General features: G+C 40.2%; 14 protein-coding genes. 13 read left to right on the forward strand and 1 reads right to left on the reverse strand.

All coding sequences use genetic code 11. The annotated features are described in order from the left end of the window. Positions 1-22: 22 nt before the first annotated feature. The 5 genes from G613_RS0100960 to G613_RS0100980 all read left to right on the forward strand — a co-directional run bounded on the left by G613_RS0100960 (position 23) and on the right by G613_RS0100980 (position 5,939). Positions 23-2,287: a DNA internalization-related competence protein ComEC/Rec2 gene (locus G613_RS0100960; RefSeq protein WP_029230863.1), complete on the forward strand. Its 2,265-nt coding sequence runs from the start codon at positions 23-25 to the stop codon at positions 2,285-2,287. Between the two features lie 28 nt (positions 2,288-2,315). Next, on the forward strand, positions 2,316-3,326 hold the full coding sequence (gene holA, locus G613_RS0100965) for a DNA polymerase III subunit delta (RefSeq protein WP_029230864.1): 1,011 nt from the start codon (positions 2,316-2,318) through the stop codon (positions 3,324-3,326). A gap of 122 nt (positions 3,327-3,448) precedes the next feature. Beyond that, positions 3,449-4,066, forward strand: a complete 618-nt coding sequence (locus G613_RS0100970) for a DUF1653 domain-containing protein (RefSeq protein WP_029230865.1) — start codon at positions 3,449-3,451, stop codon at positions 4,064-4,066. Between the two features lie 32 nt (positions 4,067-4,098). Beyond that, entirely contained in the window at positions 4,099-5,124 is a 1,026-nt protein-coding gene (locus G613_RS0100975) for a glycosyltransferase family 2 protein (RefSeq protein WP_029230866.1), read from the forward strand. Positions 5,125-5,225: 101 nt separating this feature from the next. After that, the gene (locus G613_RS0100980) at positions 5,226-5,939 is read left to right on the forward strand and encodes a phosphatase PAP2 family protein (RefSeq protein ID WP_029230867.1); all 714 of its coding nucleotides are present in this window, start codon (positions 5,226-5,228) and stop codon (positions 5,937-5,939) included. A gap of 66 nt (positions 5,940-6,005) precedes the next feature. On the opposite strand, the gene G613_RS0100985 is transcribed toward G613_RS0100980, so the two are convergent. Next, on the reverse strand, positions 6,006-6,995 hold the full coding sequence (locus G613_RS0100985; RefSeq protein ID WP_029230868.1) for a diacylglycerol/lipid kinase family protein: 990 nt from the start codon (positions 6,993-6,995) through the stop codon (positions 6,006-6,008). 211 nt (positions 6,996-7,206) lie between these two features. Between G613_RS0100985 and glyA the strand changes: the two genes are divergently transcribed. The 8 genes from glyA to G613_RS0101025 all read left to right on the forward strand — a co-directional run bounded on the left by glyA (position 7,207) and on the right by G613_RS0101025 (position 20,285). Further along, on the forward strand, positions 7,207-8,445 hold the full coding sequence (glyA, locus tag G613_RS0100990; protein WP_029230869.1) for a serine hydroxymethyltransferase: 1,239 nt from the start codon (positions 7,207-7,209) through the stop codon (positions 8,443-8,445). Between the two features lie 996 nt (positions 8,446-9,441). Next, positions 9,442-10,722 carry a glycoside hydrolase family 3 N-terminal domain-containing protein gene (locus G613_RS0100995; protein WP_029230870.1) on the forward strand — a complete coding sequence of 427 codons (1,281 nt, stop codon included), beginning with the start codon at positions 9,442-9,444 and terminating at the stop codon, positions 10,720-10,722. A 55-nt stretch (positions 10,723-10,777) separates the two neighbouring features. Further along, positions 10,778-12,889 carry a hypothetical protein gene (locus G613_RS0101000; protein WP_029230871.1) on the forward strand — a complete coding sequence of 704 codons (2,112 nt, stop codon included), beginning with the start codon at positions 10,778-10,780 and terminating at the stop codon, positions 12,887-12,889. A 31-nt stretch (positions 12,890-12,920) separates the two neighbouring features. Continuing rightward, on the forward strand, positions 12,921-13,832 hold the full coding sequence (locus G613_RS0101005; RefSeq protein ID WP_029230872.1) for a hypothetical protein: 912 nt from the start codon (positions 12,921-12,923) through the stop codon (positions 13,830-13,832). Beyond that, on the forward strand, positions 13,829-15,652 hold the full coding sequence (locus G613_RS0101010; RefSeq protein WP_029230873.1) for a DUF2194 domain-containing protein: 1,824 nt from the start codon (positions 13,829-13,831) through the stop codon (positions 15,650-15,652). Before G613_RS0101005 ends, G613_RS0101010 begins: the two co-directional genes overlap by 4 nt. Continuing rightward, a complete protein-coding gene (gene pelF, locus G613_RS0101015; RefSeq protein ID WP_029674358.1) occupies positions 15,652-17,049 on the forward strand; it encodes a GT4 family glycosyltransferase PelF in 1,398 nt (465 codons plus the stop codon). The genes G613_RS0101010 and pelF overlap by 1 nt, the downstream gene beginning before the upstream one ends. A 3-nt stretch (positions 17,050-17,052) precedes the next feature. Next, positions 17,053-18,513, forward strand: coding sequence for an exopolysaccharide Pel transporter PelG (gene pelG / locus G613_RS0101020; protein WP_029230874.1), 1,461 nt, complete (start codon positions 17,053-17,055; stop codon positions 18,511-18,513). Next, positions 18,510-20,285 carry a CotH kinase family protein gene (locus tag G613_RS0101025; RefSeq protein WP_029230875.1) on the forward strand — a complete coding sequence of 592 codons (1,776 nt, stop codon included), beginning with the start codon at positions 18,510-18,512 and terminating at the stop codon, positions 20,283-20,285. The genes pelG and G613_RS0101025 overlap by 4 nt, the downstream gene beginning before the upstream one ends. Positions 20,286-20,291: the final 6 nt, after the last annotated feature.

The following is a 20,291-nucleotide window of genomic DNA, read 5'->3' on the forward strand; positions in this document are numbered from 1 at the left end:
AAAATTTAGAAAGAAATGAATTATGAAACGACCGTTATGTCTGGCAGCATTGATAATAACGGCGATTGTCTATTTATATCTTGAATTGTTTGTATCTGAACATCTTACTGATTATTCTGATACTGAAGATGGGAAAAATATCCAGGTAGTCGGCTTTGTGGACAAAAAAGAATACAGAGTCGACTACAATGGTGAAACATCTCCGGTGATCTATATTATTCCAATTGGAAAAAGAGATTTAGGAAATAATAAATATATTCAATGTTATATGTCTAAAGAAGACTACAAAGAACCGGAAATAGGTCAGAAAATATCTGTTTCAGGTACTAAGAAGTCTTTTCAGTCGCCGAGAAATTACGGTGAATTTGACTCCCGCCTTTATTATTCAACTTTAAAAATTGCATACAGAATAAAAAATGCCCAAATTGGTTACACTTCCTGCAGTACAGATCTTTTTTCCGAAGAACTATACAGAATTAAATATCAGCTGGAATCAGTATTTGATAAATGCCTGGAACCGGGAGATGCGGCTATTATGAAAGCAATAGTTCTCGGAGATAAAGCTTTTATGGATGAGGAAACCAAGCAGCTTTATAAGGATGCGGGGATAATCCATATTATGGCGGTAAGTGGTCTTCACATATCAATTCTTGGTATGGGGCTTTATAAGCTTCTGCGAAAAGTCCGCCTTCCACTGCTTCCCTCAGTAGTTTTACCTATTATGTTTATGTTTGTTTATGGGCAGATGTGCGGAATGAGTGCCTCCTCTGTGAGAGCTATTTTGATGTTTTCTTTAAGACTTCTGGCTCCGGTACTGGGGAGAACCTATGATTTGTTATCAGCACTTTCTCTGGTGGAAATCACGCTTTTGATAGAACAACCGTTATATTTATATAACAGCGGCTTTTTATTTTCTTTTGGAGCAGTTTTAGCTATTGGATTCATAATGCCTTCAATAGCATCATTTATCCCGGATAAAAAGAGTAACCGGATGAAATTTTCGGATGACAGGGAAAGCACATTTGTCCAAAAAATAAATGACCACCTTCTGTCGGGAATAATAGTCAGCATATCCATACTGATGGTTACACTTCCTGTGTACATGAGTTATTACTATGTGTATCCTATTTATTCAATTTTTCTGAATTTGATAATTTTGCCTCTGATGGCCCCTTTAATGCTTCTTGGAATTTTGTGCATGACAATAGGATGTGTTACGAGTTTTGGAATTGTAATACCAGGCGTTATGATACATATTATACTTGATTTCTACAATGTTTTAAGCCGGTTCTTTAGCAAGTTACCTGGGGGTAAATGGTATTTGGGGACTGCGCCAAAATGGAAGATCATTGTATATATTACAGCTCTTTTGGTTTTCGCAATCACTGCCCAAACCAAAAAGAAGGACAAGACTAAGTATATCTTTGGCTTTGCTTATATGGCGGCTCTTTTTATGCTGTTATTTAATCCGGCCCCTGATCTAAAAATATCGGTTATGGATGTGGGCCAGGGAGATGGCATCTTGATAAGAACCGGTAAAGAGAGCTTTCTCATAGATGGTGGTAGTACCGATAAGAATCAGGTCGGAAAATATACTATTATTCCATACCTTTACTATGAGGGCGTAGGTAGCCTTGATGCTGTCATTGTAACCCATGAGGACGAGGACCATATTTCAGGGATATTTGAAATAATGGATGATATGGAAAAGGGGGGAATAAGGATAAAAACCTTGATTTTACCTGATGTGGCAAAGCCCTCCAGGGGAGATAATTATATCAGACTGGAACAACGGGCTAAAGACCTTGGGATACCTGTAAATTACATAAAGTGCGGCGATAAGATAAAGGCCTCTTTTGATCTTTACTGCCTTAATCCCGTAGAAAATATGCAAACGGAAGGTGCCAATGCCTATTCCACGGTGCTATATCTTAAAAAGGGCTCTTTTACAGCTCTTTTTACAGGAGATGTGGAACAGGAAGGGGAGGCCCATATCATAAAGGATATTGCTGCTAATGAAGATGAGTTCTCCGGAATTACAGTACTCAAGGTTGCCCATCATGGGTCCAGGTATACAAGCAACGAGAAACTGATAGATATTTTGAAACCTAAGGTTGCTCTTATAAGTGCGGGACAAGACAATAAGTATGGGCATCCCCACAAGGAGGTTTTAAAAAGGCTTGGCAAGTACAAAACCAAAATTTACAGAACGGATGAAATGGGAGAGATAACAGTCATTATGAATGGAAACAGTATCAGTATTGATGAATTTTTGCCTCCCCTGTGATAACATATAGATTGGAGCGTAAAAATACATGGCAGCTAAAACAACGGATTTTCCGGCAAAACAAAGACAACTGAATGAAGATATTAAACAGGGCAACTTTAAGCAGTGCTATCTTGTATATGGAGAAGAGGCATATCTTCGTAACCAGAACAGGGACAAGCTTGTAAAGGCTCTTGCCGGAGAAGGTACATCAATGAATTTTTCCAGGTACGAGGGAGATGGCCTTAATCCCGGGGAAATAATAGATATGGCAGAGACAATGCCGTTTTTATCTGATAAAAGGGTTATCCTGGTAGAAAACAGTGGCTTTTTTAAGGGGGGATGTCCGGAGCTTTCGGAGTACCTGAAAAGCCCTTCAGAGACAACTTTCTTTATATTTGCAGAAAAGGAAGTTGATAAGCGTAAAGATATTTATAAGACTGTTTCCAAGACGGGCTTTGAAATCTGCTGCGATGAGCAGGATGAGAATACTCTCAAGAACTGGATAGCAAGTAAGGTTAAGTCTGAGGGCAAGAATATTTCGCCCAGAGCTCTGGCCTTTATGATAGACAGAGTTGGTACAGATATGTCCAATATCAGCACAGAGCTTGAAAAGCTTATCTGCTATTGTCTTGATCGAGATGAGATCACGGAAGATGATATTGAAGCGGTCTGTGCTAACTGGCTTACCAACAGAATTTTCGCCATGACAGATGCCATAGTTGAAAAGAATCAGAAGAGAGCTATAAATCTGTATTACGATCTTTTGGCGTTAAAAGAACCGCCGGCCAAGATACTGGCTTTGATAACAAGGCAGTTTAATCTTATGCTTCAGGTCAAAGAGATGAATGAAAATCACAAGGACAATGGCTCCATAGCAAGTGCTGTTAAGCTGGCACCGTTCCTTGTGGGAAAATATATCAATTGGGCTAAAGGATATTCCAAGCAGGAACTGATGGATGCGCTTGAGCTGTGTGCTGCCAATGACGAAGCAGTCAAAAAAGGTAAGCTTGACTACATCATAAGTGTAGAAATGGTCATAATCAAATGCACAGCCTGATGGAGTTCTTTTGCCGGGCATTTGTTACAGAATTTGAAATATATTCATTTAAGGATTATACTAGACAAAGGTTTTTTAATACTAGATTAATCTAGATATTGTATGCTTGAGGAGGAACAGCTTTGGATAGACCAAGACCACAAGAACTTTACAGACATTTTAAGGGGAACCTATACCAGATAGTTACTATAGCTACCCACTCCGAGACCAGAGAGGAAATGGTGGTTTATCAGGCACTTTACGGAGACTACAAGGTTTACGTAAGACCGCTTGATATGTTCATGTCTGAGGTTGACAGAGCTAAGTATCCCGACGTGACACAGAAAATGAGATTTGAAAGAGTATCTGCCACAGATAATAAGGCGGCAGAGCCTGAAAGAGCCAAGATTAAAGTATCAGAGCCTGAGGCATCTTTGTCTACTCCAAGTATGGAACAGCAGCGCGAGAATTTCCGCAAGGAGCCATATAAGCCTTCCAAGGTTATGGAGAAGAGCGTTGATGAGGAAGCGGAAGAGCTTAAGCTTGATCCGCTGGTTATTCAGTTTATGGACGCAGATCTTGCGGCTGATAAAAACGACATTTTGTCCAAGCTTCGTCCTACAATAACTAATGATATGATTGATATTATGGCCATGTCTCTTGGTGTTGTTGTTAACGAGGGAGACGTATACGACAGATTTAATGATCTGAGAACTTGTCTTAGTACTATGGAGAAATTTGAGAGTACTAGATTAAGATAAATAATTATGAGGTTTAAGGAGTTTTACCAGAAATGAAATTACTTTCAATTGCAGTGCCATGCTACAATTCTGAGAGCTATATGGAGAAGTGTATTGATTCTCTGCTCGTAGGAGGAGAGGACGTTGAGATACTTATTGTAGATGATGGCTCCAAGGATAAAACAGCTGAGATCGCTGATGCGTATGCAGCCAAGTATCCAACTATTTGTAAGGCAATCCACAAGCCAAACGGAGGTCACGGAAGCGCAGTTAATGCCGGTATCGAGAATGCAACAGGCCTTTTCTTTAAGGTAGTTGATTCAGACGACTGGGTAAAAGAGATAGCTTACAGAAAGATTTTATCTACACTGTCAGAACTTGCAGGAGGAGAGACACAGCTCGATCTTCTCATCAGCAATTTCGTATATAACAAGGTTGGCGAAAAAAGACATAAGGTAATGCGCTACAACAGGATGTTCCCTATTGAACAGCTCTTTACCTGGAAGGATATCAAGAGAACTCCTAAAGGACATTATCTTTTGATGCACTCAGTAATATTTAGGACTAAGCTCCTTAAGCAGTGCGGCCTTAAGTTACCTGAGCACACCTTCTACGTTGATAATATTTACGTATTTAATCCACTTCCATTTGTTAAGACCATGTATTATCTGGATATTAACTTCTATTATTACTACATTGGAAGAGAGGATCAGTCAGTTAACCAGAAGATCATGCTTTCCAGAATTGATCAGCAGCTTCGTGTTAATAAGCTTATGGTTGACTACTATGTTGAGAACTATGGTATGATTCGTTCTCAGAGAGAGCGTCATAAATACATGTTCAACTATCTTGAGATTATCACAGCTATATCATCTGTTCTTCTTATTACAGAGGATACACCTGAGAATCTTGCCAAGAGAAAAGAGCTGCTTGAATATATCAAGGAAAAGAACTATCTTTTATATCTGAAGATAAGATACAGTATCGAAGGTACATATATCTACCTTCCGGGAAAGGGCGGCAGAAAGATCACTCTGGCCGGCTATAAGCTTCTTCAGAAAATCTTCCACTTTAACTAAAACGATTAAAGTGGTAAAGTAAGTGAAAGAGTTATTTGTTTTGCCATCAGGATATGAATCCGAATAGACGGTATGTATTTTGATGTATATGAGGAAAAATTATGAAAAAGTTTTATGAAGAGTGGACTGGGCGTAAGGTGGGTAAAGAAACTCGCATGGACCTCTTAAAGCTTGCCATGCCAATCTTTATCTATGCTCCCATTTACTTGTCATGGTTCATCATGATTGAGAAACATAAGTTTTCGCATTATGCAGTGATCCACACAGCAGTAGATGATTACATTCCATTTTGCGAAGTCTTTATCATCCCATATTTTATGTGGTTTGCTTATGTTTCACTAACACTAATGTTCTTTATGTTTTCATTTGACGTAGAGGATTATTACAAGAATTTCTTCTTCCTGGCAACAGGAATGACGATTTTCCTAGTTATATCTACTCTTTTCCCTAATATGCATAACCTGAGACCTGCAGTTATGCCAAGGGACAACGTATTTACTGATCTTGTGAAGTTTATATACAGCTCGGATACTCCGTCTAATCTTTGGCCAAGTATTCATGTATATAATTCAATTGGCACCATGATAGCAGTTCATCACAGCAAGCGCTTTAACAAAAAGGGTACAATAATAATGGACATCATTGGTTGGCTCATTATTCTGTCTACAGTATTTGTTAAGCAGCATTCATTCTATGATGTAACAACAGCCTTCATCATGGCGATCATATTCTATATTATGTTCTACCACACATCACTTCTGGACAGCTTCTGTATCAGACAGGAGGAGAAGGTGGCAGTACATTACAACAGTTAATTTATTGCATATTTTAAGCCCTGCCAGATTTGATATTTGGCAAGGCTTTTTATGTGTGAGGAAAATTTAGTTCATCATTCGAAGCTTTTGTGCAAGGCATTCCCAGGTTATGTGATCTGATTTAACAGATACTTCTCCGTCGGTGTGTACCCACATAGGTTTATCAGTTTTGATAGTGACCTTTTGTACCACGTGATGTCCTACTCCCTTTATCCAATAATAGTTTCCGATAAAAGACATGGGGAGTGCCAGAAACATTCTTGCTTTTGGCATATCACCGGCATAAACAAGATCAAACTTTCCGTCAGTAAGATCTGCCTTGGGAGCAAAGTTAAAGCCGCCGCCTTCATAGTGATGGACCATAGCAGCAATGAAGATAAATCGCTTTAAATGAATGGTCTCTTTGTTGTCGAGAATAATATCGCAAGGTACACGCTCTGCGCCAAGGAGCTGTCTGAGCGCAATTGAACCGTAGGTAAGTTTACCAAGCCCAAGTTTGTTGAGAAAATTCTTGGTACCTGAAGATAAAGCCTGCTCACATACAGCTGCGTCAAAACCTATTCCTGAGCTTACATCAAACAGTCTTGTGACTGAGATCTTGTCATCATGAAGTCTGGAGGTCTCTCTTGACATGGAACCGTAGGTCAGTTTTCCAAGATCCAGAGTTCTTACATTTTGGCCTTCTGTTATCTGGTCGATAAGATCGTCAATCTTTTTGGGATATGAAAGATCTCTTGCAAAATCATTACTTGAACCCATTGGAATATAACCTACAAGAGTGTTATTAAAATCCTGGATTCCGTTTATTACTTCATTAAGTGTTCCGTCTCCACCAAGAACAACAAGTTTTATGGTATCATCAACATTGCTGCCGGTTTCATCAGCTAATGCGGCTTTTGATGTGAGGTTTTTGGCAAGCCTTGTTGCATGGCCCGGTCCCTTTGTGAATACAGCTCTGTATTCCAATCCTTTTTCGTCGAATTTCCTTTCAAGCTTCTCCCAAATCTCTTTTCCCTTACCGGATCTGGCAGATGGGTTAACAATGCAGTAGTACATCTCTTTGGCCTTTCAGTTATGTAATTATAATCTATTATGAAACAGGAAAAATCTTGTTAAATAATAAATTAATGTAATAATTATAGCATTTTTTTCTCTGGTATGTTACGATATGCAAGATGTTGCTTTAACGCATTGCATTGTAAAAGAAAAATGCGTTAACAGTAAAATCTGGGAAGGAATAAAAAGCGTTAATAGGAGGAGTCGAAGTATGTATTCATTGGAAGAACTGCGGGCAGTAGACCCGGAGATTGCATCTCTTATTGAGAAAGAGGTAGATCGTCAGAACGATCACATTGAACTTATTGCATCAGAGAACTGGACCAGTAAGGCAGTAATGTCAGCTATGGGTAGCCCGCTGACCAACAAATATGCAGAAGGACTCCCGGGGAAAAGATATTACGGCGGATGCTATGTTGTTGATGAAGTAGAGAAGATCGCTATAGAAAGAGCTAAAGAGCTGTTCCACTGCGACTATGCAAATGTTCAGCCTCACTCAGGAGCTCAGGCAAATCTTGCAGTACAGTTTGCACTGCTTCAGCCCGGCGATACAATTATGGGTATGAACCTTAGCCAGGGCGGACATCTTACACATGGAAGCTCAGCTAATATCTCAGGAACTTATTATAAAGTAATTCCTTATGGCGTTGACGAGAACGGCGTTCTTGACTATGAGGAAATGTACAGACTTGCAGTAGAGCACAAGCCTAAGCTTATTATTGCCGGTGCTTCAGCTTACTGCAGAACAATTGATTTCAAGAAATTCAGAGAAGCTGCTGATGCATGCGGAGCAGTTCTCATGGTAGATATGGCTCATATTGCCGGACTTGTGGCTGCAGGTGTTCATCCTAGCCCATTCCCATATGCTGATGTAGTTACTACTACTACGCATAAGACTCTTCGTGGACCAAGAGGAGGACTTATCCTTTGGAATCAGGCAGCTCAGGACAAGTACAAGTTCAATAAGGCAGTATTCCCTGGAATTCAGGGTGGCCCTCTTGAGCATGTTGTTGCTGCCAAGGCTGTATGCTTCAAGGAAGCTCTTTCTCCAGAGTTTACAACCTACGGACAGAATGTTGTTAAGAATGCCAAGGCTCTTTGCAAGGGACTTATGGACAGAGGCATCAAGATTGTATCAGGTGGTACAGATAATCACCTTATGCTGGTTGATCTTACAAACTTTGGACTTACAGGAAAAGAAGTAGAAGCTTGGCTTGACGATGCTCATATCACAGCTAACAAGAACACTATTCCAAATGAGCAGCAGTCACCATTTGTTACTAGCGGTATTCGCCTTGGAACTCCTGCTGTAACAACTCGCGGAATGAATGAAGAGGATATGGACAAGATTGCTGAGGCCATCGCTATTGTTATTAAGAGCAAGGGCGAGAAGAACGACGAGGCCAGAGCAATTATTGCAGAGCTTACAGCTAAGTATCCTTTGAAGTAATTTTAAAATTAAGGATAGCAGTCTCCGGTAACAAATCCAATATATGGTTGACTGGAATTGACTGTATATAGAACATAGGAAAAAGAAACTACGGGTAAATCGGAATTTTCTTCGATTTACACGTAGTTTTTTCTTTTTACGGTGATTTTGATGGGGATATTGAAGTCAAAAAGTCTGACAAATCTCACTACTCGATGTAAATAACCAAGTGCATTGTTTGGAATATTGATAATTGTCTAATAGTAATTACGTGTGAAATGATAAAAAAGTCCTATGCCACGTAATGGCATCTGAAACAGGATTGAGTCAGGGAAGATGATATGCACGAATTGTATATAATGAATATACAATTATAATAATTAGCAGATAATTAAACAATTTACATGCAATTATCAAATTAATCAAATAAAAAACAAAATATGTATTGACAATTTAAAACCTCATGCATATAATAAAAGCATCTAAAGAAACAAAATACTTCTCCAAAGATATTCAGATCCACCGGAGAAAGAAAGGCAGGTACAGTCCAAAGGGATAGTTAGTTAAAATATTCAGAGAAAGGATGGTACGGACCACCAAACTAAGAAGTTAGTATTATAAAAAGTATTAAAGATTTAAAGTTTTGTTTGTTAGGATTTAAAGTATTAGAACGACAGCTATCGAGTACATGATAAGTGGTAATTGTAATATAAACATCTTACAGCCACAGCATATGAATGCAAAAGTTAATGGAAAGAATGAGCTGAGAAACTGGAGGATCAGTCCGTTGGACGAAATAAAGGAAGTTAATAAGTACTCGGCATAGGGCAGAAGCAGGTTTTATCGATGAAGCTTCTGCCCTTTCGTTTTGCGCATTTTTACAAAATTGTACTCCGTATGGAAACTATGTTAAAATTAAATCATAGTATGCACATTTTCAGATGACCATAAGACATGGTTTTTACATTGAAGTCATCTGGTTTACGAATATAGTTTACAGGGAGTTTTCAGGGGAGAATGGGAAGATTAGAAGAACAGGATTTTGATGAGAAGAGACTGGCCAGGAGACAGCGCAGGAAAAAGAGTCAGCTCATGGCCTTTATTATACTTGTTACCACTTTAGTACTAATTATTGTTGCAGGGGCCTTTGGCTTTTACTCAATAAGGAAGGTCGTTAATGCCCATAAGGCAGAGAAGGAAGAAGCTGCGGCTGCAGCTATTAGTTCAGCCCAGGAAGTTGTAATAGAAACACCGCAGGAAACTACTCCGGAGCCTGAAGAAATGACTCAGGGAGATGTTCTTGAAGAGATAGTTAACAGCTGCATAAGTGAGCTTACATTGGAGGAAAAAGTGGCAGGGCTTTTCATGGTCACACCTGAGCAGCTTACAGGTGTAGAAACTGTGGTTAAGGCCGGATCAAGCACACAGGATGCACTTTCCAAATATGCAATTGGAGGTCTTTTCTATTCAGCCAAGAATCTCAAATCCAAAGACCAGATCATGGAGATGCTAAGGAACACTTCGGATATGAGTAAGTATCCACTTTTTATGGCTGTTAAAGAGGACGGAAGTGGAAATGGAGCGATAGAAGCTTCGCTTGGTTCTCTCGAGGCAGGAGAAATAAACAATTCCGATACAGCCTATAATGCAGGTAATGTGATAGGAACAGCTATGTTTGGATATGGCTTTAACTTCGATATTGCGCCTGATCTTGATATTACAGAAAACGGTAAATATGGCCAGGAGATGGAGTCTGTGGCAGATATTACAGTTTCATTGGCTTCAGGCCTTCATGATGGCGGGGTTACAACCTGTGTATATCAGTTCCCGGTTGCTGCTGATACCAAATCAGAAATGGTTACAAACGAGATTTCCAAGGAAGAACTTACCACATCATCATATGTTGTATATCAGAGGGCAATAGGTGATGGTGGTGCAAAGGCAGTGATGATGAGTAATGTATCGCTTCCTAATATCACCGGAGACAATACTCCTGCATCTCTTTCATCTGTGATGATTTCCGATGAACTAAGAGGTATGCTGGGATTTGATGGAGTTGTAGTAACAGGCCCACTTAATGAGGCGGCTGTCACTGAATATTACACATCCGGAGAGGCTGCTGTTAAGGCAATTTCAGCAGGGGCGGATGTTGTATTTCTTCCAGAGAATTTTGAGGAAGGCATTCAGGGAGTATTAGAGGCTGTAGGAAACGGAATTATTACCGAAGACAGAATAAATGAGTCTCTAAGGAGAATATACAGACTAAAGTATGCCGGCAAAGTTACCGAAATAAAATAATAGATACTATCAATATAGCATTAATGGATTGTTTACTTTGGAATCAAGGGCCAAGATGGATACGCTATTAGTAGGCAACACAAGCTATTTAAGAGAAGAGGACATAAAAGTCGCATGTCATAGCGATACTGTTGTGGTATGCGATATGGCTCATGATGCCTATAGAGATGGCGAGATAACGTGGTTTGACCAGCCTGTTATGTCGGATAAATTCAGAAGGCTTTTCGATACCTACGGTTTTGAACGGGTAATTTTCTTTTCCAAGACTCTGACAAAAGAGTCTAATGATGTTGGAGAAATCGAGGAGCTAAGGCGCGCCTTTTCCCTTAGCCAGAAGCATCATGTTAAACAGTTTACTTATTTAGTTTCTGACGAGGCACTTGTTGATGTTGATAACAGTGACTCTATCATTTTTGATTCTACGGAGAACATCTGCAGATATTATGCAGAGACCTATCGAATCGATGTCAAAATAATTTATTCACCATATCTTTTAAGTGCAGATAACAAGGATGACTACTTTGTAAGAATTCTAAGAAGTGTCGAAAACAAGGAAAGTGTCGAGATTAAATCCTTAGAGAACGAGGTTGCTTATTTTTTGAAACCCAGGGACCTTGTGGATTTTTTGTCGAGACTTTTTGCTGATTGGAAACCGGAGAGTAATGATCAGGAGACAAGTTCTTTTGAAAAGATATATCTAAAAAGCGGCGCAAGTACTACCTACGGAGAGATAAAGAAGGTTATTTTGGATTTCTATCCCTATGCGGATATTACTTTATCCAAGTCCGGAATTAAAGGCAAAATTCAGCATGGCGAGAATAAGGCAAGGGAAATATATGGCTGGTTTGCCCATAGCGATGCCTGTTGGGATTTTGATGAGTATATAAAGCGCTATCAGGAGCTTTATCATATCAATCCTACTTTGACCCAGAGAATACGTAAAAAGTTTTCTGTAATAGGAAAGTTTTTAATGCCCATAGAGCTTGTGGGCGGAGCAGTGTTTGTTGAAGTATATAACTATATGTCAAATGGCAGCGTCCAGTTCCGAATGATAGACGTTAGGCTACTGTTTGTAATCATCATGTCTTTGATGTATGGAACCAAGGTGGGATCTTTAGCTGCCACCATAGAGATCATATCGCTTATTGTGGGTTATCAGCTTGCGGGGACAAATGCTCTTTTACTATTCTATGATCCCGGAAACTGGATTGCCTTTATCCTTCTTATGGTTTCAGCTGCTATCTGCGGCTATATCAAGCAAAAAAGGGAAGAGGATATTCTTTTTGTAAAAGAAGAAAGTGAGAACATCAAGTCTGAAAATGCATTTGTTAACCAGCTCTACAAGGAGGCCATGAACTATAAAAACCAGTATAAGGCCGACCTTATCGGCAGTAGAGACGGTTTTGGAAGAATTTTTGACGTTGTTAAAAGACTAAGTACCACAGTTCCGGAAGAAATATTTGCCGAGTCAATTCCGGTAATGGAGGACGTTCTTAACAACAAGTCTATCGCCATTTATACAATCAACGACCCAAATGCAAGATTTGCAAGACTTAATGTATGCTCGGAATCACTGGGGCAGGTTCTGAAAAAGTCTATAAACCTTGAGGAGTACAGTGAGGTTTTAAGCGCCCTTTCTGAGAATGATATCTGGTTTAACAATGGGGTTCTTGAGGGATATCCTACATATATTGCCGGAATTAAATCTGAAGGCATGGTAACGGTCCTTATCATGATCTATCAGGTTGAATATATGCAGATAAGTACCTATTATTCAAACCTTATCCGAATTCTGGCGGGACTTATGGAGAACTTCATCCTTAAGGCCTGGGACTATCAGAAGGCTGTGGTTGCCAGAACCTATCTGGAGGGAACAGGAATAACCAAGACAGAGTACTTCAAGCAGCAGTTTGAGATACAAAAAGAAATGATGGACAACCACCTTACAAGCTTTAGGCTGATACGGATACAAAGAGAAGACAGAAGTCTTCAGGAAATAGATGAAATGTTCCAGTCCAAGATCAGAAATAACGACCTTATAGGCATAGGAAATGATGGAAATATCTATCTTCTTGCAGCTCAGGTTGATTCAAGCAGTGAGAGGATAGTCCTAAAGAGATTCAGGGATATGGGACTTAAGTGTGAGATAGTTAATAGTGTAGCGTAGGCTTTTTCTAAAGCTATGGGAGATGCTTTCTATGGGAGAAATTTCTATGGGATATGTTCTTTTGGCAGTTCATATTTTCATAGTGATAATAGCTTTTATCCTGAAAAAGATAGGCATTCTGAAAGTTGATTACCTGATGATGGTAGTTTTAGTGTGCATTCCTTTTTGGGGTATGATTAGTGCGGTTATTGTCAGCATCATGATTAGAAATAACCTTGTAGGCAGAAACAGTGGTGATCTTGAGGTAATGCACGGCGGTATAGAGGAAAGCCAGTCTCTTTATGTGGAAGCTCCGGAGGGGGAAAATGTAGTTCCCCTGGAAGATGCCCTTATCATGGATGATTCTGCCACCAAGAGATCAGTTATGCTGGATGTTCTTATGAGTGACACCTCAGGTTACATTTCGGTCTTAAGCCAGGCCAGAATGAATGAAGATGCTGAGGTTGTTCACTATGCCACAACAGCCATGGTTGAAGTTTCCAAGGAATATGAGCTTAAGTTGCAGGAATACAGCTCCGAATATGCGAGGGACCCGGAAAAAGAGGGCCTTTTGGACGAATATATCATGTTTTTGGAGCAGTATATTTCCAGCAATATTATTCAGGGACAGCTTTTAGAAATTCAAAAAAATACACTTATGCAGCTTCTTATGGAAAAGGTGCACAGGAATCCAAGCCCTGAAACCTACGAGAGGTTTATTGTAACTCTTTTGAACAACAAGCAGTTTTCTATTGCAGACGAGGCCCTTAGAAGCATGGAAAAAGCTTATCCAAACGACGACAGGTCCTTTAAACTGCGTTTTCGTTATTACTATGAGACCGGCTCCGGAATAGAACTTAGGGACATGGTCTCCAGGGTTAAGAACAGCAAAGAGTATTATTCCAGAGAAATCAGGGATCTTGTAAGCCTTTGGGATAGTTCCGATAAGGAGAACAGCGCATGAAGAACAAAAGATTTGGCGAGCTGATCTCTGTAGCCCTTGGATTCACCCTGATATTTGTACTTCTTTTGGTTGAAAGAATAGGAATTCTCTATACTTCAGCCTCCAATGAAGATGTCCTTTTGATGGATGACAGGATAGTCCACGATAAAGAGACCAGAAAAGGAAAAGAATGCCTTGTTATTTGGGATGACGCAAACCCTGCAAGTCAGAAGGCAATTAAAATATATGACCAGGTACTGACAGACATGAGAGTTCCCCATGACAATGTCAATCTGGTAGAAAATGAAGAAAAAATCCAGACTCTGCTAAAGGGATATAGCAAAGTTGTGCTTGCCATTAGCGACTTAGAGAGCCTTGATACACAGATAATAGAGCTTGCTGACTGGGTGGGAGAAGGCGGACGTCTATTATTCGGACTTCCTCCCTATAAGACTACCAATTTTAACTATGTCTCAGGAAAAATAGGAGTAATCAGTGCATCTGAGGAATATGCCAAGGTTGACGACTTTGCATCTAAAGAGGGCTATATGCTTGGAGCTGCAAGGACATATCCGATAATTGACGGCTACGAGTCAGCTCTTTCGGTGGTTCTTGATTCAGATGCTAAGCTCTATGCGAGCACAGGGGATGGGAGAGTGCCTTTGGTATGGTCCAGAGAGTATCAAAAGGGCAAGTTTGTTGTCTGCAATTTTGGATATGCAGAGAAGGCCTACAGAGGAATATATGCCAGTGCCTTTTCTCTTTTGGACGACATATTTATCTATCCTGTAATAAACGCATCTACATTTTATATTGACGACTTTCCATCTCCGGTACCGGCAGGAAACGGAGAATATGTTAAAAGAGATTACAACATGGGCATAGCGGACTTCTATTCGAGAGTATGGTGGCCCGATATGCTGAACCTTGGAAGAAAACATGATATTCAATACACTGGCCTCATTATAGAAACCTATCAGGATACTACGGAGGGAGAGCTCAAGGCCAATGAGAGTACCTCCAACTATTACTACTACGGAAATATGCTTCTGAACCAGGGGGGAGAGCTTGGCTATCACGGATATAACCATCAGCCCCTTTGCCTTCCGAATTTTACTTACAAACAGGAACTTGGTTACAAGACCTGGGCGGATTATGAGACCATGAATGAATCTATCAGGGAGCTGATAAGGTTTTCAAGCAGTATTTTCCCTAATCAGGACATGTCTGTGTATGTCCCACCATCAGATGTTTTGTCTGATGAAGGCAGATCAATGCTTGGAATTGATTTTCCACAGGTTAAATGCATTGCAAGTATCTATCTTGAAGGACAGGATGAATACGTTCAGGAATTTGAAGTCTCAGAGGATGGCATTGTTGAAACTCCCAGAATAGTTTCCGGCGGAATACTTGATGATTATATGAGGATTACCGCATTTGCAGAGCTGAACCTTCACTTTGTAAGCTCGCATTTCATGCATCCGGATGATCTTCTTGATGAGGACAGAGGTGCTGACCTTGGATGGGCAGTGTTAAAAGAAAACCTGGATGACTACATGGGCTGGGTAGATGAAGCAGCAGTAAAAATAAGACATGTTACCGGCTCCGGGATGGCCGGAGCAGTACAAAGATACGTAAACCTTGTTCCGGATTATCAGGTTGAAGATAAAAGTATTAGCCTTAATAGCGAAGGACTTATAGACAGCGCCTATTACCTTATAAGAGCAAATGAAGGACAGCTTGATGAGGCTTATGGCGGAGAACTGTACAAACTAAATGACACGTTATATCTTTTGAAGACCCAGTCTGAAAAGGTGACCATAATAAGGAGCGGAGACTAATGAAAATCTGCCTTATTCTGGAGGGAAGCTATCCGTATACTTTTGGCGGTGTTTCCTCCTGGACTCACAACTACATAAAAGCCATGTCGCGGCATGAATTCATATTGTGGGTCATTGGTGCCAAGGCATCGGATAAGGGAAAGTTTAAGTACGAGCTTCCTGAAAATGTCAAAGAAGTACACGAAGTATTTTTGGATGATGCTCTTTTGATCAAGCCAAACAAAAAAGACAAGTTTAAGCTTGCAGATACGGAGAGAGAAACTTTAAAAGCTTTTATTGACTGCGATAAACCAAACTGGGATGTGCTTTTTGACATGTTTCAGGTTAGAAAATTCAATCCTGCCAGCTTTCTTATGAGCGATGATTTTCTTGATATCCTGACTGAGCTGTGTAAAGAAAAATACCCTTACGTGGCATTTGCGGACATTTTTTACACCATAAGATCAATGCTGATCCCTGTACTTCACGTTATACAAAGTGATGTCCCAAAAGCGGATATTTATCACACGGTATGTACAGGCTACGGCGGACTTCTGGCGGCTCTTGCCAAATTCGTTACAGGTAAAAAAGTAATACTTACAGAGCATGGTATTTATTCAAGAGAAAGAGAAGAAGAAATCATAAGAGCCAGATGGGTTCAGCCTGAGTTTAAGAGGCACTGGATAAGATTCTTTTACATGCTCTCTGATGCGGTTTACAAAAGAGCTGAGCATATTACCTGCCTATTCGGAAATGCCGGCAAGATCCAGATGGAGCTTGGAGCACCCAAGGAGAGATGTCAGGTTATTCCCAATGGAATACACTACGATAGATTCTGTGATATTCCTCTGAAAGAAGAGGATGGAATGGTAGATATTGCGGCAGTCATAAGACTGGCACCCATCAAAGACGTCAAAACACTCATATATGCCTTTAACGAGCTTAAAAGTATGAGGAAAAATGTAAGGCTCCATATCCTTGGAGGAACCGATGATGAAGAGTATGCCGGTGAGTGTTACGACCTGGTCAGAATTTTGGGACTTAAGGATGTATTGTTTGTGGGACAGGTGGATGTAATTGAGTACATGAAAAAGGTGGATTTTACTATTCTTACCAGTATTTCAGAGGGTCAGCCCTTGTCGGTTCTGGAATCCTTTGCAGCAAAAAGACCTGCTGTTACCACTGATGTTGGATGCTGCAGGCAGCTGATTGAGGGCGAAGAAGGGGATATGTATGGTCCGGCAGGCTTTTGTGTTCCTCCTATGCACAGAGAAGCACTGGCCATAGCCATGAATAAGCTGTGCGATAGCAGACAGATCAGGGAGGAAATGGGGGCTTCAGGGCAACAAAGAGCGTCAAAGTATTTTAAGCATGACCTTATGATAAAGCGATATGCTTCACTTTACAGAGGTATCTGATAAATGGCTGGAATAGGTTTTGAGCTAAAAAAGCTTTTTAAAGCCACAGGCGTATTATCAATGCTAAGAGCCTATGGATATACCGGAATGATCACGGCAGGTCCTATGATTCTTGGCTTTATCTTCCTGCTTTCGGTTCAGGTAATAGCAGGAAAATTTGGCATGTCCAAAAATGAAACCGAGCTTTTAGTAAGTATCATCACTTATTCGCTTCTGGCTTCAATGATATACAGTAGTATCTTTTCAATGGTAATGACAAGGTTTGTGGCAGATCTTTTGTATGAGCACAAAGAGGGAGAGGTCATCCCGTCTTTGGAGGGAATACTTTGCTTTCTTCTGCCAACAGGTCTTTTGCTGTGGGGAACGTTTCTTGTATTCTCAGGAGTTACCTTTACCCAGGGCTTTTTATCGCTAATGTTGTTTGGGGAGCTTTTAATTGTCTGGACTGAAATGAATTATTTATCAGCGATAAAGGATTATCGCGGAATACTCATATCCTATGTGATTTCAATTGCCCTCGCGGTTTTAGCGGCATCGCTTCTTGGAAGATTCTATGGAGGAAGCGTAACCCTGATGCTTCTTAGCGTTGTGCTTGGTTATGGCTTTATGATGACTATTGACATGGGACTTTTGTATGGATTTTTCCCTAATTCCCAGAAGAACCATTTTGATTTCTTACCCTGGTTTGATGAGTATTCTGATCTGATGGTAATAGGACTTATGTCAAACATAGGACTTTTTTCTCATCTGGTAATTGCCTGGTTTGGCGGAATCGGTCATCAGATAAAGGGACTATTCTATGCGGCACCTGAGCATGATATTTCCGCATTGTTTGCGTTCCTAACTATCCTTATTACGACTATCAACTTTGTGGCATCGGTAGAAGTAAATCTCTACCCAAAGTACAGGCGTTATTATGATCTCTTTAACGGCCATGGCTCCATTTTCGAGATAGAACAGGCAGAAAAAGAGATGCTGACAGTTTTGGACCATGAGCTTATATATACAGCAAGAAGGCAGTTTTACGGAACAGCTCTTATACTGAGCGTAGGACTTGTAATTCTTGAAAGGCTTCCTTTGGGATTTGATGCGCTGATGGAAGGATACTTTAGAATACTCTGCGTTGGATATGGGGCCTATGCTGTTGCAAATGTCCTGACATTGGTTCTTATGTACTTTACTGCTTATGAAGATGCCAAAAAAGCCAATATTGTCTTTGCAGTTACCACAACAGTTCTTTCACTGGTTTCACTTTTATTTGAATCCAAGTACTACGGATTCGCCTTTGCTTTTGGCAGTATAGTTTATCTTGTATACGGAATAAACAGACTAATGACTTATACAAAAAGGCTGCCATATCACATACTTAGTTCCCAGCCTCTTTTGGCAGTTCATAAAAAAGGCCTTGGAACTAAGCTGTATCTGTGGATGCTCTCTATGGAAAAGAAGAGGCGTAGCTTATGAAAAAAGATATTATCGGTATAATTTTTGTATTTATCATACTTGGGATTGTAGTTGCAATTGGAAGCAATCTTTCCCTTATTAAGAGCGCTCTTTTTCCGGAGGCGGAAAGCGAAAAAGAAAATGCTGTTTCAATAAGCTACGATGATAGTGATGCAGGTACCAAGCACCTTAGAGATAATAATACTCTGTACGAGGATGATGATGGTGTTGTTACCATGTACCTTACCGTGAGAGAGGGCAATAAGTCAGAGGGTACTAATCATACCTGGGAAGAAATAAATAATTACTCAGTTTATTACTATGATGAGAAAAACATAGACAGATATAAGGTTGAGGCCCTTTTGCAAGTGGGGGACGAGAATGGAGTTTCAAAAGACGATTTTGGATACGGAGATACAGCGCCTAATGCCACAGTTCAGATAAGGGGACAGAGTTCCTCTCTCAATGCGCAAAAGAACTACAAAATAGAGCTTAAGAAAAATAAAGGCTCCTGGAATGGTCAGACCACTATAGCGCTTAATAAGCATATGACTGATGGTCTTCGTTTCAGAAATAAACTTGGATTTGATCTTCTTACTGATATAGATCAGCTGATGAGCCTTCGAACTCAGTTCGTTCATTTGTATGTTAATGATCTTACGGATGGTGAAGACAGTGGCTTTGAGGACTATGGCCTTTATACCCAGGTAGAACAGCTTAATAAGAAGGCGCTCAGAACCCACGGACTTGATAGGGCAGGACATCTTTATAAGATTAATTACTTTGAGTTCCAAAGATATGAAGATGTAATTAAGCTTGCAACTGACAGCACTTATGACAAAAAGGCTTTTGAGGAATACCTTGAAATTAAGGGAAATGAAGACCATAGCAAGCTTATTGCCATGCTGGAGGATGTAAATGATTATGGTCTTCCTATAGAGACAGTGATAGAAAAGCATTTTGATATGGAAAATCTGACTTACTGGCTTGCCTTTAATATCCTGACCGGTAACTATGATACCCAGAGTAGAAACGCTTATCTATACAGTCCATTGAATAAAGATACCTGGTATTTCTACTGTTGGGATCTGGATGCCAGCTTCAGAAAAGGCGAAAATGATCTTTTGAGTTGGTCGGAAGCCGGCAGCTGGGACCAGGGTGTAAGTAATTATTGGGGCAATGTTCTGTTCCAAAGATGTCTTAAATCCAAAGAATTCAGGCAGCAGCTTGATGCGGCTGTGCAGGATATAAGAAGCCATATGACCAGAGAGCGGATAAAGGAATTATCTGATGATTATTCCAAGATAATACTTCCGTATCTATATTCTGATCCTGATGTGGGTTTTGCTCCTTTGACAGAAGACATGTATAATGAGGTAGTAGCGTCGCTTCCTGATTTGGTTGATGTTTATTATCAGCAATATCTGGACTCGCTGGATAAGCCTATGCCGTTTTTCATCGGTACTCCGCAGATGGTGGGAGTTAAGATAAATTATACCTGGGATGCAAGCTATGATTTTGACCAGGAGGATATAGTTTATAAAGTTGTAGTGGCAAGGAATCTGGAGTGTACCGACATTGTTACTTCTTATGAAGGCAATTGGACCTCTTTTAGCGAGCCTTATCTGGAGCCGGGCCAATACTTTATTAAGGCCAGCGCCAGAAATCAAAGCGGAAAAGTTCAGGATGCCTTTGATACAATCGAGACAGAAAACGGCAAAGAATACGGCATCATGTGCTTTTATGTAAATCTGGATGGAACAGTAACAAGATCAGAATATTTAAAGGACTAATAAAAA

Source organism: Butyrivibrio sp. VCB2006 (assembly GCF_000420945.1).
Lineage (GTDB): Bacteria > Bacillota > Clostridia > Lachnospirales > Lachnospiraceae > Butyrivibrio.